A 16147-nucleotide genomic window follows, 5' to 3' on the forward strand; every position below is an offset into this window, starting at 1 on the left:
TCGACACGGGGGAGGGGGCGGCCCCCCGGGCCGCGCCCCCCCCCCCCCGACAGCATCCTGAAGACATTACTATGACGATCAAAATCACTCAAGGCGGAATTTTCTCCTTCCTCTTGACATGCTGTCTGCCGGCCATCGGCAGCGAGGCATATGTGCCCCCGCAGCAGCCAGGCCCGTTCAACGCCGATGGCGCGTCGCTGCAACGTTTCCGTACACCGGACTGGTTCCGTGACGCCAAATTCGGCATCTGGTCCCACTGGGGGCCGCAAGCCGTGCCGCGCCAGGGCGACTGGTATGCGCGCAACATGTATGACGAACAGACGTCGCAATATCGGCATCACCTGAGTCAATACGGCCATCCATCCAAATCCGGTTACAAGGACATTATTCCGTTGTGGAAGGCCGAACGCTTCGATCCCGATGCGCTGATGGCGCTGTACGTAAAAGCCGGCGCAAAGTATTTCGTCAGCATGGGCGTCCACCACGATAATTTCGATTTATGGAATTCCCGCTACCACAGCTGGAACGCGGTCAACATGGGCCCTCGGCGCGACATCGTCGGGGCGTGGCAGCAGGCGGCGAAAAAGGCCGGCTTGCCGTTCGGCGTCTCCGAGCATCTTGGCTACAGCTACGGCTGGTTTGCTTTGAGCCACGGCGCCGACAAGACCGGGCCGATGGCTGGCGTGCCCTACGACGGCAACGATCCCGCGTACGAGGAGCTCTACCATCCCAAACACAACGAGGCCATGTACACGACGCCGAACTTGTACGCGACCAATCCCGGCTGGCATGAGCGATGGTTCAAGCGCATCAGCGACTTGATCGACAACTATCATCCCGACTTGCTGTATTCCGATGGCGGCATACCGTTCGGCGTGGTGGGGCGCACGCTGGTGGCCAACTTCTACAACGGCAACATGGCCGCGCACGGGGGCAAGCTGACAGCGGTCTATACCCACAAGAACCTGGACAAATCCGGCGAATTCATCGCCGAGGCGGGCGTGCAGGATGTGGAGCGCGGCGCCTTGCAAGGCATCAGTCCTCTGCCATGGCAAACCGACACCTCCATCGGCGACTGGTTCTACAACGAAAACTCCGGCTACAAGTCGACCACGGACATCATCCATACGCTGGCCGACGTCGTCAGCAAGAACGGCAACCTGCTGCTCAATGTGGTGCAGTACGCCGACGGCAGCCTGCCGCCCGAGCCGCGCAAGTTTCTGGAGGAGATGGCAGTCTGGATGGGCGTGAATGGCGAGGCGATCTATGGCACCCGGCCATGGAAAGTATTTGGCGAGGGCCCGACACAGCCGGCCGGCGGCCACTTCTCGGAAGGCGCGGCCTACACGCCGCAGGATATCCGCTTCACCGCCAAGGGCAATCTGGTCTACGCCATCACGCTCGGCGTGCCGGCGAAACAGGTGAACATCGCGTCGCTGGGCAAACAGGCAAGCTACGCCGGTGGTGCCATCCGCAGCGTGCGTTTGCTGGGCAACAGCGCGGAGTTGGCATGGACGCAGCGCGACGACGCACTGGTGGTCGTGCTGCCGGCAAGCCTGCCCACGGCGCACTCGTCCGCCCTGAAGATCGAGTTGGCGACCGTTCAAGAATCTGGGCGCTAAGCGAACACTAGCCGTGGCGACCGGCAGATCCGTCATCGTGTGCGCCGCAGTTTTCAAAACCGCCAAAACGCGTAGTCTTTTTTTGTAGGCGAGGGCAGCATTTTTTTAGTGATTGGCCTGCGCCGTGGCGATCGTGCGAATGATGTCGATTCGGGTATCGGTCGCCGTCAAAATATGATTGGCGATGGCAGGGCGGCGGCCACAATAATTTGCGCGCTACTCTTTTTACAACGAACTTCGAATGCGCCCCGTAAGCGCAGCTTCATTCCACGACAGATCCTGAACATGAATTCGAACGCCTTACCGCGCATGCGCGCCTCCCGCCTGCTGTCGCTCGCCGCCCTCGTCGCGCCGCTGGCGATGGCGCAGACCACACTCAAGATCGACCTCGCCAAGCCCGGCATTCCGGTCAGCCCGACCTTGTATGGCCTGATGACCGAGGAAATCAACTACTCCTACGATGGTGGCTTGTACGCCGAGCTGGTGCGCAACCGCGCCTTCAAGGACGACAGCAAGACGGCCGTGCACTGGTCGGTGGTGCAGGACGCCGACGGCGGCGCCGCGATTGAGCTCGACGAGCGCTACCCGGTCCCCGCCACCGCGCTGACCACCAGCCTGCGCCTGGACGCCGCGCGCGCCGCGCCGGGCCACCGGGTCGGTGTCGCCAACGACGGCTACTGGGGCATTCCGGTCAAGCCGGACACCCGCTACCGCGCCAGCTTCTACGCCAGGACCTCCGGCACCGGCGGCGTGCCGCTGACCGTCAGCATCGAAGGCACGGACGGCAAGACCGTTTACGCGCAGGCCGTGGGCGGCCGCGTCGACGGCGAGTGGAAACGCTACACCGTCACCCTGAGAACCGGCGCCAAGGTCAAGCCGACCGCCGACGCGCGCCTGGTGATCTCCACCGAAAGCCCGGGCACCGTCTGGTTCAACCAGGTCTCGCTGTTCCCGCCGACCTACAAGGACCGGCCGAACGGCAACCGGATCGACCTGATGCAAAAGCTGGTCGACATGAAGCCGCGCTTCCTGCGCTTCCCGGGCGGGAACTACGTCGAGGGCGGTAGCGTGGATACCCGCTACAAGTGGAAGGAAACCCTGGGCCCGATCGAGCAGCGGCCCGGCCATCCCGGCACCTGGGGATACCGCTCGTCCGATGGCATGGGCCTGCTTGAATTCCTGGAGTGGTGCGAGGACATGAAGGCCGAGCCGGTGCTGGCGGTGTTCGCCGGTTACGCGCTCAACGGCGAGAACGTTCCCGCCGGCCCGGGGCTGCAACCCTTTGTGCAGGAAGCGCTCGACGAGATCGAATACGTCACCGGCGACGTCGGTACCAAGTGGGGTGCGCAGCGCGCCAAGGACGGCCATCCGGCGCCTTTCAAGCTGCGCTACGTCGAGATCGGCAACGAGGACGGCTTCGACAAGCAGAAGAACTACGATGGCCGCTACACCCAGTTCCACGACGCCATCAGGGCGAAGTATCCGCAGCTCAAGCTGATCTCCACCGTCAATGGCAAGGATTGGCTGGGCCAGCAACAGAAGGTGACCAGCCGGGAGCCCGACCTGGTCGACGAGCATTACTACTACAACCCGATGCAGATGATGAACGACGCCGCGCGCTACGACAGCTACGAGCGCAAGGGACCGAAGGTGTTCATCGGCGAGTGGGCCGCGCAGGAGGGCGATCCGACCACCAACCTGCACTCCGCGCTGGCCGACGCCGCCTTCATGACCGGCATGGAGCGCAATGCCGACGTCGTCGAGATGTCCTGCTACGCGCCGCTGCTGGTGAACGTGAACCCGGGCGGCGTGCAGTGGCGATTCAACATGATCGGCTACGACGCGCAGGCCAGCTACGGCTCGCCGTCCTACCACGTGCAGAAAGTGTTCAGCAATTATCTGGGCAACGTGTCGCTGCCGGTGACCGCGCAAAAAGTCAGCACGCAGACCTGGCAGGAGGCAGCCTCGCAGGAGACGCCGCAGCAGCTGCCGCCGGCGAGAGAAGTGCCGACCATGTTCTTCTCGGCGACCAGGTCGGAGCAGCGCGGCGAGATCTACCTGAAGGTCGTCAACGCCATCGGCACGGCGCAGGCGGTGCAGGTCGAGCTCGCCGGCGCCGGCAAGGTGGCGTCGGATGGCAAGGCCATCGTGCTGGCCTCGGCGAAGAAAGAGGACAGCAACACCATCGCCGAACCGACCAAGGTGGTGCCGGTGACGAGCAAGGCGAGCGGGCTCGGCAAGGAGTTCAGCTATAGCTTCGCGCCGTATTCTGTGACAGTATTGGTGCTGTCGACCAAATAGGCCCTGATGTCGGCCTGGCGCCCAAGGCGCCCGTGTATGGCGGCGGGGAGGCGCCGGATCTTTGCCCCGGCCGCACTTTGCGGCACTTCTTGGGCGCCGCCCCGATGATGGGGGCGGCCGCCGAGCGCCTCGTATGCGCATTTTCCGACGGCGACACACATTTGCATCTGGGGAATGCCATGCCCTCGCCATCCTGACGCGTATTGCCGACTGGATCGACGAGATGGCGCGGCCACTGGATGACGCGCGGTTCCAGAGGATGCTCGATCTCGATCTCGAACACGGCGGCATCAAGTGCGCTGGCAAGCAGCCGTCCGTCCTGGACAGTCTTTTCTAACTGGTGGTACCTTCCTGATGCGCCGGGGCCGTTAAATTCGGCACCCCCGGCATGACGCTGCCCGAGCCCCCGGCGTTGCCTGGCGCGCGACCGGGTGTTGCTGGCACACCACAAATAGCGCTTCGGTGCCACGAGCTCGAAGACGGCCTATACGGGTACCGCGCCCTCGATGCGGAATTTCATTCTTTGGGTTGAGGGTTTTTATGATGGAGTGTGCTGGGCGCTGCAAGCAAAATTTGCTTGCCACATAGTAGTAGCGTGGCATCAGGCGATACAAATGTGCCGATTGGCCAGGAAAAAGACGGAGACAAAATTGAGCGAATTTAAAAAAACAGCGATCGCTGCAGCGGTTGCACAGGTGATGCTTTTGACCAGCGGTGTCGTGTATGCGCAGACCGGCAGCGCCCCCACGGACAAGGAAACCCAACCCGGCACAGTGGTCGTGGTTGGCCAGCGCGCCGCACTGCAATCGGCCGCCAACATCAAAAAGAATTCGGACGAGATCGTCGATTCGATCGTGGCCGCCGACATCGGTAAACTGCCGGACCGCTCGGTGACCGAAGTGCTGCAGCGCATTCCTGGCGTCTCCATCGACCGCACCCAGATGCGCGCCGATCCGCTGCAGAGCACGGGCGACGGTCAGCAGCGCTTCGCCGCCGAGGGTACCGGCGTGTCGGTGCGCGGCATGAACTATGTGCGCTCGGAACTGAACGGGCGTGACTCGTTCTCCGCCAACGGCGGCCGCGCGCTGAGCTTTGAAGACGTGCCGCCCGAGCTGATGTCCGGCGTGGACGTCTACAAGAATCCGTCCGCCGAGCAGACCGAGGGCTCGATCGGCGGCCTGGTCAACCTGCGCACTGCGTTGCCGTTCGACTACAAAGGTTTCAAGGCGGCGCTGTCGGTGGAAGAGTCGCGTGCCACCCGCAGCGCGAAAACCAAGCCTGGCCTGTCCGGACTGATCTCGAACCGCTGGACCACCCCGCTGGGCCAGTTCGGCGCGCTGCTCGACCTGGCGCATTCGGAGATTTCCACCGCCAGCGACAGCATGGGCGTCAGCCCCTACATTCCGCGCACCGACATCACGCCTGGCCAGACGCGCTGGATCAGCCCGGGCGCGAGCTGGAGCTCGAACGTTTTCGACCGTACCCGTGACGGCCTGTATGGCGCCCTGCAATGGAAGAAAGACAACTTGTCTTCCTCCATGACCTACTTCAAATCGAAGTACAAGATGTACACCGAGGAGAGCGGCTTCTTCATGGCCACCACGCCGTCCACCCTGACCGTCGATCCGGGCGCGACCTACGATGCCAAAGGGGCGCTGCTGACGGGTGTCCTGCACAACCCTACCGATGGCGGTTACGGCCTGAGCAATGGCATCGGCTTCGGTACCGACGCGCGCCAGTCCAGCCGCAAGGCCGATACCTCCGATCTGTCCTGGAACGCCGAGTGGCGCGCCAACGACCAGTGGACGTTCAAGGTGGACTTGCAGCATACGCGCGCCACCACCCAGGCCTATGACAACACGGTTGGCCTGGGCGGTTTCATGCCCAAGGAGACGGTGGACCTGCGCACCTCGGTGCCGACCTACACCTTCGATGCCGCCGACCGCGCCTGGCTGGCCGATCCCCATAACTACTACTGGAGCTTCGCCCAGGAGCACCGCGACGCGGCGGTGGCCACCCTGGATGCGGCGCGGATCGACGCCAAGTTCGTGTTCGATGATCCGGTGCTGCGCGACCTGCGCTTCGGCGTGCGCATGACCGACCGCGATTCGATCACCAACCGTACCCACGGCGGCAACGGCGGTAACGAGTGGCAGAACATCACCCAGTCCTGGTCGGTTGGCAATAGCTGGCAGCCGTACAACCACTTCGCGGTCCTGACCGATCCGCGCCTGAGCCAGACGAACTACACCGCGCACAGCTTCGGCAACTTCTTCAACGGCACGCTGCCGGCGGCGCCGACCATCATCGTTCCGGCCCAGTCGACGGTGACCAGCTCGTTTAACATGGTGCCGACGGCGTACCAGGACTTGCACAACTACGCCAACTATTACTGCGCCAACCCACCCGCCAACGGCGACTGCACCAACTGGAAGCCTTCGGTATTTGGCGGTCCGACCGACACCAACCAGCAGAAAGAACGCACCAAGGCCGCCTACACCCAGTTGCGCTTCGGCTTCGATAACCTGCGTTATCCGATCGACGGCAATGTCGGCGTCCGTGTCGTGCAGACCAACGAGAAGGCGGTCGGCATGTTTGTCTTCAGCCCGCCGACCGGCGTCCAGCCGCCGGGCGTGCCTACGCTTGCGCCCGTGAACGAGATGCGCAACATCGAGCATACCTACAACAACGTCTTGCCGAGCCTGAACCTGCGCATGAAGGCCAGCGAAGAGCTGCAGTTCCGCTTGGCCGCCTCGAAAGGCATGACGCGGCCGGACTTCTATCAGATGCAGCAGTACACCTCGTTGGAGGTCAAGACGACCACGCACACCGATCCGGTGACCAATCTGTCCGTGCTCGACGGGATCGACTTCAAGGGCGAGAACGCCGGCAATCCAATGCTCAAGCCGGTCACGTCGAACAACCTGGATCTGACGGCGGAGTGGTACTCCAGCAAAGGCAGTTCGGTGACGATGTCGGTGTTCAACAAGCACATCAAGGACATCATCATCCAGCGCACGGTGATCAATACGCTGACCGACTCCGCCGGCGGGAAGCATGACTTCCTGACCAACGGGCCGGCCAACGGCGCCGATGGCCGCGCTTACGGTACCGAACTGGGCTTCCAGCATTATTTCGACAATGTGCCGAACTGGCTGAAGGGCATCGGGGTGCAGGGCAACTACACCTATATCCGCAGCAAGCAGGATATGCACGCGCCGACTTCGCTGTGGTGCACGCCGAAGGGTACGCTGGACTCGGCCACGCTGCTTAACCTGGCCGGCTGCGACACCGACGGCCACGTGCTGGGCAGCGAACCGATGCTGGGCATGTCGAAGAACGCCGCCAACTTTGCCCTGCTGTACGACCAAGGGCCGTGGTCGGCGCGTATGGCGTACAGCTGGCGTTCGGACTACCTGCAGGGGATCAATCTGTTCGGCACCAACGGCAGCGACGGCGTCGACCTGAACCCGAACAGCCCGAACAAGGGCCAGGCCAGCTCGGCGAACTACGCGCTGCCGCTGTGGGGCGGGGCTTATGGCCAGGTGGACGTTGGCGTGCAGTACAAGGTGAGCGAGAACTTCACCGTCTCGTTCGACGTCGGCAACCTGACCAACTCCATGTACAAGCAGTACATGCAGCAGCAGATCGGCCTGAAGGAGCACTTTGCCAACTTCACTGGCCGCAGCTTCTACCTGAAGGCACATTACTCGTTCTAAGTTGATGTAGCACCCGCCTCCTGCGGCCCCCGCAGGAGGTGGCGGCCGCGCAGCCACGGCGTGGTTGTGCGGCGGCGATGGCATAATGTTGCCACGCATAAGGAGTAGCAGAGATGACGGACCAATCTATCCGAAAAATTGTTATCGTCGGCGGTGGCACTGCCGGCTGGATGAGTGCCGCGGGCCTGGTGAAGTTGCTGGGTAAAGCGTGCCAGATCGTGCTGGTGGAGTCGCCGGAAATCGGTACGGTCGGGGTGGGGGAGGCGACCTTGCCCACGCTGCCTTATTTCAACCGTTCGCTCGGCATCGACGAAACGGACTTCATCCGCAAGACGCAGGCGACGTTCAAGCTCGGCATCGAGTTCAAGGACTGGGGCCAGGTCGGCAAGCGCTTCTTCCACGGCTTCAGCGACTACGGTCCGCTGGTCCAGGGCCGTTCGCCGTATCTGCACTGGATGCGGCTGGCGCGCGAATTCAAGGACATGCCGCCATTTGAGGAATGGTCGATGACGGCCATGATGGCGCGCAAGCAGCGCTTCGCGCCGCCGTTCGAGCTGGTGCCGGGAGCGGGGCCTGCCTATTCCTACGGCTACCACTTCGACGCCGGGCTGTACGCGGCCTATCTGCGTGACTATGCGGTGAAGCTTGGCGTGCATCGCGTGGAGGGCATGGTCACCAACGTGGAGCAGCATCCCGAAACGGGCTTCATCACTGCCATCAAACTGCGCCACGGTCAACGTATCGAAGGCGATTTGTTCATCGACTGTTCGGGCTTCCGCGGCCTGCTGATCGAGGGCGTGTACCAGGCCGGCTATGACGACTGGAGTGCTATGCTGCCCTGTAACAGCGCGCAGGCCGTGCCTTGCGCCAAGGGCGAGCAGATCACCCCGTACACCATCTCGACCGCGCGCCCGGCCGGCTGGACCTGGCGTATCCCGCTCCAGCACCGCACCGGCAACGGCCATGTGTACTGCGACGGTTTTATGTCCGATGCGGAAGCGGGGCGCCTGTTGCTCGACAACCTGGACGGCGAGGCGCTGGGTGAACCGCGCCAGTTGCGTTTTACCGCCGGCCGCCGCCGCAAGTCGTGGATCAAGAACTGCGTCGCCATCGGTTTGTCCAGCGGCTTCCTGGAGCCGCTCGAATCGACCAGCATCAATATAATCGAAAACGCGGTGGGCTGGCTGTTGCAGTACTTCCCTGGCCGCGAGTGCCGCCCGGAACTGGCGAACGAATTCAACCGCCTGGTATCGGAGCGCTACGAGTATGTGCGCGACTTCATCATCCTGCACTACAAGATCACCGACCGCAACGATTCGGAGTTCTGGCGCTACTGCGCCGACATGCCGATTCCCGACACGCTGCAGCATCAGATTGAATTGTTCCGTGAGACGGGCCACGTCATGATCTACGATCTGCAGGGCTTCCGCGAGGCGTCCCACCTGGCGATCCTGACGGGGCTTGGTGTGCGCCCCCGGCTCCATGACCCGATGACGGAGCTGCTGGACCTGCGCCAGGTGCAGGTGCACTTCTGGAATCTGCGCGATGCGATGGCGCGCGCGGTGGACGGCATGCCGGACCATGCGCAGTTCCTGAACAAGCACGTGGCGGCCGGTACAGGTCTTTAATTCGCCGGCGGGTTAGCCAGGCCGAAGGTTTGTTGTACCAGCTTGAGTGCCTCGGTAAAGCCGACCACCGCATACTTGGCCGCATGATAGAGCGAGTTGAACGGGAGCGTGGTCAGGCCGCCGACGGAGGCCACATTGACGATGACGCCGCCGTGTTGGCGCAGCGTCGGCAGCGCGGCGCGCGTGACATTGCAGACGCCGAACACATTGGTGTCGAACTGCCGTTAAATGACCTCGTCGAGCAGGTGCGGCGCAACCCGTAACGTTCTCCGGAAGATTTCATCTTCGAGCTCACCGACGACGAGTTCGCCAACTTGAAGTCGCATTTTGCGACATCAAGTTGGGGCGGTCGCCGCAATCTGCCGTTGGCCTTCACCGAGCATGGCGCCATTATGGCCGCGTCCGTGCTGAAGTCGGCGCGCGCGGTCGATGTGTCGGTGTACGCGGTGCGCGCCTTCGTGCAGTTGCGTGAGCTGGTTGTATCGAACAAGGAATTGGCGCTGCGACTGGACGATCTGGAGAATAAGGCGGAATTGATGTCGCTGAAAACCGATACCTTCGAGCGTAACACCCGTGAGCAGTTGAAGCAGATCTTCGACGCCATCCGCGAACTAATGGCGCCGCCGGTGCCTGCAGTCAAACGGCCCATTGGGTTTGTGACGCCTGAGGACACGCCGGCTAAACCGAAAGCGGCTAAGGCAAAAGAGTAAGGTCGATCCTTCTGCCTTGCCGGCACCGCGCGCATACTCGCCGGGTATCAAAAGCATACTCAATCGGTGTTGGACCCGCTGTCCGATCTTGTCTACTCTGCCCATGCAGCATCAGGGCACACGAAACAAGACCATGACAGCGGGAGACACCCATGCAATCACCTTCGTCCGGACAGCGCGTCCGGCCTCCGTCCATCGGCGCCGTCGCGTCGCGCTGGGGCGATAGTTCGCTGTCGGCCATCGCCGCCGGCTTCTTGGCGGTGCTGGTGTCGCTGGCCGGGCCGCTGGCGATTTTCTACCAGGCCGCGCAGGCGGGGCAGATGTCCAACGAGATGTTCGCGTCCTGGGTCTGGGGCATCTCGCTGGGCGCGGCGGTGGCCGGCATCTTCCTCAGCTGGACCCTGAAAGCCCCCGTCATCACCGCCTGGTCGGCGCCGGGTACGGCGCTGCTGATCCCCTTGTTTCCCGCGCTGTCCATCCACGAGGCGGTCGGCGCCTATCTGACGGCCGCGTTGCTGTTGCTGGCGATCGGCCTGTCCGGCGGTTTTGACCGCTTGATGTCCTACGTGCCCAAGGGCGTTGCCAGCGGCATGATGGCGGGCATTTTACTGCCGTTCGGCCTGAACGCGTTCAAGGGCATGGGCACGCTGCCGCTGCTGGTGTGCGGCATGTTGGGCGCCTACCTGCTGTTCAAGCGCCTGTGTCCGCGCTACAGCGTGGTGCTGCTGCTGGCGGCCGGCATCATCATCGCCGTGCTGACCGGACAGACCCATCTCAGCGGAGTCCACCTGCAACTGGTCACGCCGCAGTTCATCACGCCCGCCTGGAGCTGGTCCAGCACCTTCAGCCTGGCGCTGCCGCTGGTGCTCACCACGCTGAGCGGCCAGTACCTGCCCGGCATGGCGATACTCAAGAGCGCCGGCTACGACGTCCCGGTGCGCAGGATCGTCGTGGTCAACAGCCTGGCCTCGCTGGTGACCGCCTTCGCCGGCGGCATCACCATCGCGATCGCCGCCATCACGGCAGCCTTGTGCACCGGCCGCGACGCCCACGAGGATCCGCGCAAGCGCTATGTCGCCGGCATCGCCAACGGCGCCTTCTATCTGCTGGCCGGCTTGTGCGGCGGCTCGGTCGTGATGCTGTTTGCGGCCTTGCCCAAGGAGTTGATCGTCACGCTGGCCGGCTTGGCGCTGCTCGGTCCCATCACCGTCAATCTGGCGCACGTCGCCACCGCGCCGGACCGCGAGGCCGCCGTGCTGACCTTTCTCGCCACCGCCTCCGGCATGACCTTCCTCGGTCTCGGCTCGGCGTTCTGGGGCATCTTGATCGGCATGCTGGCACACCGCACGCTGCGCCCGGCCGCCGTTTGAATAACACCACCCCGCAGCACCCACACAACTACAACAGGGAGACCAGCACCATGCAGCACATCGACATCCACCAACTGGCGGACAACGCCCGTTTCAACCGCTTCCACGCCGGCGTCCTGGCCTGGTGCGCGATCATCATCATCTGCGACGGCTACGACCTTGCCGTGGCGGGCATCGCGCTGCCGTCGATCATGAAGGGCATGGGCGTGACGGCGCAGAATGCCGGCTTCATGGTCAGCTCGGCGCTGTTCGGCATGATGTTCGGCGCGATCTTCCTCGGCACCGTGGCGGACCGCATCGGCCGCCGCCGCGCCATCGCCATCTGCCTGGCGCTGTTCAGCGTATTCACCGCGGCTGCCGGGTTGACCAGCGACCCATACGCGTTCAGCGCGATGCGCTTCTTGGCCGGCCTTGGCATCGGCGGCGTGATGCCGAACGTGGTGGCGCAGATGACCGAATACTCGCCCCGCAAAATCCGTTCGACCATGGTGACACTGATGTTCAGCGGCTATGCGGTGGGCGGCATGCTGGCAGCCTTGCTGGGCAAGGGCATGATCGAAGCCCATGGCTGGCAGTCGGTGTTCCTGGCCGCCGGGGCGCCGGTGGTGCTGATTCCGTTCATCCTGAAGTCGCTGCCTGAATCGATGCCGTTCCTGATACGGCAAGGCCGCCTGGCCGAGCTGAAGTCCACCCTGGCGCGCATGGAGCCGGGCTACCGCGCCGGCGCCGACGATCACTTCGCCGTGCCGGCCACCGAGCGGGCCGAGGGCGCGCCGATCCGCAAGCTGTTCGTGGAAGGCCGCGGCTTCAGCACCGTCATGTTCTGGATCGCTTTCTTCATGTGCTTGTTCATGGTCTACGCGCTCAGCTCCTGGCTGGCCAAGCTGATGGCCGGCGCCGGCTATAGCCTCGGTTCCGCGCTGACCTTCGTGCTGGTGCTGAACTTCGGCGCGGTGATCGGCGCGGTGGGTGGCGGCTGGCTGGCGGACCGCTTCCACATCAAGCATGTGCTGGTCGGGATGTACGCGCTGGCGGCCGTGTCGATCACGCTGCTGGGCTACAAGGTGCCGACAGAAGTGCTGTACCTGCTGGTTGGCCTGGCGGGCGCCTCCACCATCGGCACCCAGATCGTCACCTATGCCTACGCCGGCCAGTTCTATCCGACCGCCGTGCGCTCGACCGGCATCGGCTGGGCCTCCGGCGTGGGCCGCAGCGGCGCCATCCTGGCGCCCATCGTGATCGGCACCTTGGTGGGCATGGCGCTGCCGCTGCAGCAGAACTTCATGGCCATCTCGATTCCAGCGGTGATCGCGATGGTGGCGGTGTCGCTGATCCGTCACGGCCGCTCGGCATCGGCGGCCGCCGTCACGGGCCGCCTGCCGGCAACCGCCTGAGGTTACAGCGCCTCGCGCACGTAGCTGATGCCGGCCGCATCGTAGACGTCATAGATCACGGCCAGCATCTGCTGCAGCTCTTCCGAGCGATCCAGCTTGCGCACGCTGAACATCACCGGCGACACCGCATGGCGGTCGACGATGGCGCGGAACACCACGTCATCGCGCCGCATGCCTTGCACGCTGTCCGGCACGATGGCCACGCCCTGGCCGGCCGCCACCAGGCCGATAGCGATCTGCAGCTCCCTGACTTCGACGATCTTCTGTGGCGTGATGGCGCGCTCCGACAGCACCGACAGCACCTGGTCGGCAAAGCTGGGACGCGGCGTCTTGGGATAGACCAGCAGGCACTCCGTTTGCAGGTCGACCAGTTGTATCGGGTCGGTTGACGCCGCGCGCGGATGGCCGGCGGGCAGGGCGACGATCAACCGCTCCTCGCGCAGCACGATGCGGCGGATGTTCGGGTCTTCGCTCTTGACGCGGCCGAAGCCGACGTCGATCACGCCATCCTTCAACGCCTGGATCTGCTGCATCGTGGTCAGCTCGTGGAAGGTGACGTCCACATTGGGATGCTGCGCGCGGTAGCGCCGCACGATGCGCGGCAGCAGGCCATACAGCGTCGACGCCACGAAGCCGATCGACAGCGTGCGTTCGATCTTGCCCACGCGCTGGGTCATGGTTTTCAGTTCGGCCGCCTTGGCCAGCAGCTCCTGCGCATGCGCGTGAAAGAACGCGCCGGCCTCGGTCAGCTTGACCGGCCGCGTGCCTTTCTCGATCAGCTCCACGCCTAATTCTTCCTCCAGCTGCTGGATCTGGCGGCTCAGCGGCGGCTGTGCGATGTGCAGCCGCTCGGCGGCCCTGGTGAAGTTCTTCTCGTCGGCTACGGCGACGAAGTAACGCAAGTGGCGCAATTCCATTGCATACCTTTCGGGTATGAAAAACATACTAACTCGGTGTTGGACCTGACGATCCGCGTGGAATATTGTGTATCTATCGAACCCATTATGCAAATTAAATATGATCCAGAATATAGAAGTCATCCTGGCCGACGTGCCGACCATCCGGCCGCACAAGCTCTCGGTGGCCACCATGCAGTCGCAGACCCTGGTGCTGGTGCGCGTCGTTTGCGCGGACGGCGTGGTTGGCTGGGGCGAAGCCACCACCATCGGCGGCCTGAATTACGGTGAGGAGAGCCCGGAGAGCATCAAGGTCAATATCGATACCCACATCGTGCCGCTGCTGGTCGGCATGGAAGCGCGCCAGGTGGCCAAGGCGATGGCCAAGGTGCGCAAGGTCATCCAGGGCAACCGCTTCGCCAAGTGCGCCATCGAGACCGCCTTGCTGGATGCGCAGGCGCGCCGCCTGGGCGTGCCGTTGAGCGAACTGCTGGGCGGCCGGGTGCGCGACGCGCTGCCGGTGGCGTGGACCCTGGCCAGCGGCGACACCGCGCGCGACATCGCCGAAGCGGAGCAGATGCTGGAACTGCGCCGCCACCGTATCTTCAAGCTGAAGATCGGCGCCCGTCCGGTGGCTGAAGACGTGGCCCACGTGCTGGCGATTAAGAAGGCGCTGGGCGATGCGGTCAGTGTGCGGGTCGACGTCAACCAGGCCTGGAGCGAGCTCGAAGCGATGCGCGGCATCGCGGCGCTGGAGGCGGGCGGCATCGACCTGATCGAACAGCCCACCAGGGCCACGCGGCACGGCGGCATGGCGCGGCTGGCGCAACGCTTCGCCGTGGCGCTGATGGCCGACGAAGCCCTGCAAGGGCCGCAGGACGCGCTGGCCGTCGCCCAGGCCGACGGCGCCGACGTGTTCGCGGTGAAGATCGCGCAATCGGGCGGCTTGCTGCCGGCGGCACAGGTGGTGGCGGTGGCGCAGCTGTCGGGCATCGCCCTGTATGGCGGCACCATGCTCGAAGGCGGCATCGGCACCGCGGCGTCGGCCCAGCTGTTCTCGACCTTCGGCGAGCTGGAATTCGGCACCGAGTTGTTCGGCCCCTTGCTGCTGACGCGCGAAGTGCTGCGCGAGCCGCTGGTCTACCGCGACTTCATGCTGCAGGTGCCCGATGGCCCGGGCCTGGGCGTCGAACCGGACATGGACAAACTGCGCGACCTGCGCCGCCGTTAATTTCAAAGGAGATCCTCATGTTGTTTCACGTACGTATGGATGTGCAGCTGCCGCCGCAAATGCCGGTCGCACAAGCCGATGAACTGAAAAAAACCGAGCGCGAACTGGCGCAAGGTCTGCAACGCAGCGGCAAATGGCGCCACCTGTGGCGCATCGCCGGCCAGTACGCCAACGTCAGCGTGTTCGACGTCGCCGACGTCGAGGAGCTGCACGCGCTGCTGACGTCCCTGCCGCTGTTCCCGTATATGCAAATCCAGGTAATGCCGCTGTGCCGCCACCCATCATCGGTGCGCGACGGCGATGCTTGATCCGTGATCCGCTTCATTCCACCAAACCCAAAACGAAGGAGACTGACATGACACACAACGAAATCGACACCCTGGTAAAAGGCTGGATCATCGACAAGGCCGAAGGCCCGGTCAACGCACGAGTGCAGCAAGTAGTGGCACGCCTGGTCGGCGACTTGTGCAAGGCGATCGAAGACCTCGACATCCAGCCCAGCGAATTCTGGAAAGGCCTGGAGTACATGAGCGAGGCGGGCGCCCGCAATGAACTGGGCCTGCTGGCACCTGGCCTGGGTCTGGAACGCTTCCTCGACATCCGCGCCGACGAGGCGGAAGCCCAGGCCGGCCTGACCGGCGGCACGCCGCGCACCATCGAGGGACCGCTGTACGTGGCCGGCGCGCCGGAAAGCCAGGGCTATGCGCGGCTGGACGACGGCACCGAAAGCGACAACGCCGAAGTGCTGTTCATGCAGGGCACCGTACGCGACCAGCACGGCAAGCCGCTGGCCGGCGCCAAGGTCGAAGTCTGGCACTGCAACCTGCTGGGGAACTACTCGTTCTTCGACAAATCGCAGTCGCACTTCAACCTGCGCCGCACCATCATCGCCGACGGCGAGGGCCGCTACCAGTTGCGCAGCATCCTGCCGGTCGGCTATTCCTGCCCGCCGGACGGCACCACCCAGCGCCTGCTGGACCAGTTGGGCCGTCACGGCCACCGTCCGGCGCACATCCATTTCTTCGTCAGCGCCGCCGGCCAGCGCAAGCTGACCACGCAGATCAACATCGACGGCGACAAGTACCTGTGGGACGATTTCGCCTTCGCCAGCCGCGAGGGCCTGGTGCCACCGGTGCGCCACGTGACGTCGCCGCAGCAGATCGCCGCCAAGGGCCTGCAGGCGCCGTACGCCGAAATCGACTTCGACTTCCAGCTGCATGCCGAGACGCCGGTGGCGCCGGCCGCAGTGGTTGACCGCGTGCGTGCCGCAGCCTGA

General features: G+C 64.1%; 13 protein-coding genes. 11 read left to right on the forward strand and 2 right to left on the reverse strand.

The window, feature by feature from the left end; all coding sequences use genetic code 11:
• The first annotated feature begins 71 nt into the window (after window positions 1–71).
• The 5 genes from ACEN9O_RS22195 (at window position 72) to ACEN9O_RS22215 (ending at window position 9270) form a co-directional block, all read left to right on the forward strand.
• On the forward strand, window positions 72–1622 hold the full coding sequence (locus ACEN9O_RS22195) for an alpha-L-fucosidase (protein ID WP_495613973.1): 1551 nt from the start codon (window positions 72–74) through the stop codon (window positions 1620–1622).
• Between the two features lie 285 nt (window positions 1623–1907).
• The gene (locus ACEN9O_RS22200; protein ID WP_495613974.1) at window positions 1908–3923 is read left to right on the forward strand and encodes an alpha-L-arabinofuranosidase family protein; all 2016 of its coding nucleotides are present in this window, start codon (window positions 1908–1910) and stop codon (window positions 3921–3923) included.
• Window positions 3924–4056: 133 nt separating this feature from the next.
• Window positions 4057–4260: a hypothetical protein gene (locus ACEN9O_RS22205; protein WP_495613975.1), complete on the forward strand. Its 204-nt coding sequence runs from the start codon at window positions 4057–4059 to the stop codon at window positions 4258–4260.
• A gap of 361 nt (window positions 4261–4621) precedes the next feature.
• The gene (locus tag ACEN9O_RS22210) at window positions 4622–7642 is read left to right on the forward strand and encodes a TonB-dependent receptor (protein ID WP_495613976.1); all 3021 of its coding nucleotides are present in this window, start codon (window positions 4622–4624) and stop codon (window positions 7640–7642) included.
• A 113-nt stretch (window positions 7643–7755) separates the two neighbouring features.
• Window positions 7756–9270 (forward strand): tryptophan halogenase family protein, encoded by a 1515-nt coding sequence (locus tag ACEN9O_RS22215; RefSeq protein WP_495613977.1) that lies wholly within the window; start codon window positions 7756–7758, stop codon window positions 9268–9270.
• On the opposite strand, the gene ACEN9O_RS22220 is transcribed toward ACEN9O_RS22215, so the two are convergent.
• Entirely contained in the window at window positions 9267–9476 is a 210-nt protein-coding gene (locus ACEN9O_RS22220; RefSeq protein ID WP_495613978.1) for an SDR family NAD(P)-dependent oxidoreductase, read from the reverse strand. The two genes, ACEN9O_RS22215 and ACEN9O_RS22220, sit on opposite strands and share 4 nt — an antisense overlap.
• Before the next feature lie 75 nt (window positions 9477–9551).
• On the opposite strand from ACEN9O_RS22220, the gene ACEN9O_RS22225 reads away from it, so the two are divergent.
• From ACEN9O_RS22225 to ACEN9O_RS22235, 3 genes are all read left to right on the forward strand, one after another.
• Window positions 9552–9980 (forward strand): ORF6N domain-containing protein, encoded by a 429-nt coding sequence (locus ACEN9O_RS22225; RefSeq protein WP_495618517.1) that lies wholly within the window; start codon window positions 9552–9554, stop codon window positions 9978–9980.
• A gap of 152 nt (window positions 9981–10132) precedes the next feature.
• Window positions 10133–11350 carry a benzoate/H(+) symporter BenE family transporter gene (locus ACEN9O_RS22230; protein WP_495613979.1) on the forward strand — a complete coding sequence of 406 codons (1218 nt, stop codon included), beginning with the start codon at window positions 10133–10135 and terminating at the stop codon, window positions 11348–11350.
• A 50-nt stretch (window positions 11351–11400) separates the two neighbouring features.
• Window positions 11401–12744, forward strand: coding sequence for an MFS transporter (locus ACEN9O_RS22235; protein ID WP_495618518.1), 1344 nt, complete (start codon window positions 11401–11403; stop codon window positions 12742–12744).
• Window positions 12745–12746: 2 nt separating this feature from the next.
• Here the strand turns inward: ACEN9O_RS22235 and ACEN9O_RS22240 are convergent, their stop codons facing one another.
• On the reverse strand, window positions 12747–13661 hold the full coding sequence (locus ACEN9O_RS22240) for a LysR family transcriptional regulator (protein WP_495613980.1): 915 nt from the start codon (window positions 13659–13661) through the stop codon (window positions 12747–12749).
• Between the two features lie 100 nt (window positions 13662–13761).
• Here ACEN9O_RS22240 and ACEN9O_RS22245 point away from each other — a divergent pair, with 100 nt between their 5' ends.
• The 3 genes from ACEN9O_RS22245 to catA are packed head-to-tail and all read left to right on the forward strand — an operon-like array spanning window position 13762 to window position 16147.
• Window positions 13762–14871 (forward strand): muconate/chloromuconate family cycloisomerase, encoded by a 1110-nt coding sequence (locus ACEN9O_RS22245; protein WP_495613981.1) that lies wholly within the window; start codon window positions 13762–13764, stop codon window positions 14869–14871.
• Window positions 14872–14888: 17 nt separating this feature from the next.
• Complete coding sequence (catC, locus tag ACEN9O_RS22250) at window positions 14889–15179, forward strand: muconolactone Delta-isomerase (RefSeq protein WP_495613982.1); 291 nt, start codon at window positions 14889–14891, stop codon at window positions 15177–15179.
• 47 nt (window positions 15180–15226) lie between these two features.
• A complete protein-coding gene (gene catA, locus ACEN9O_RS22255; protein WP_495613983.1) occupies window positions 15227–16147 on the forward strand; it encodes a catechol 1,2-dioxygenase in 921 nt (306 codons plus the stop codon).

The sequence above is a fragment of the Duganella sp. Dugasp78 genome (assembly GCF_059491455.1).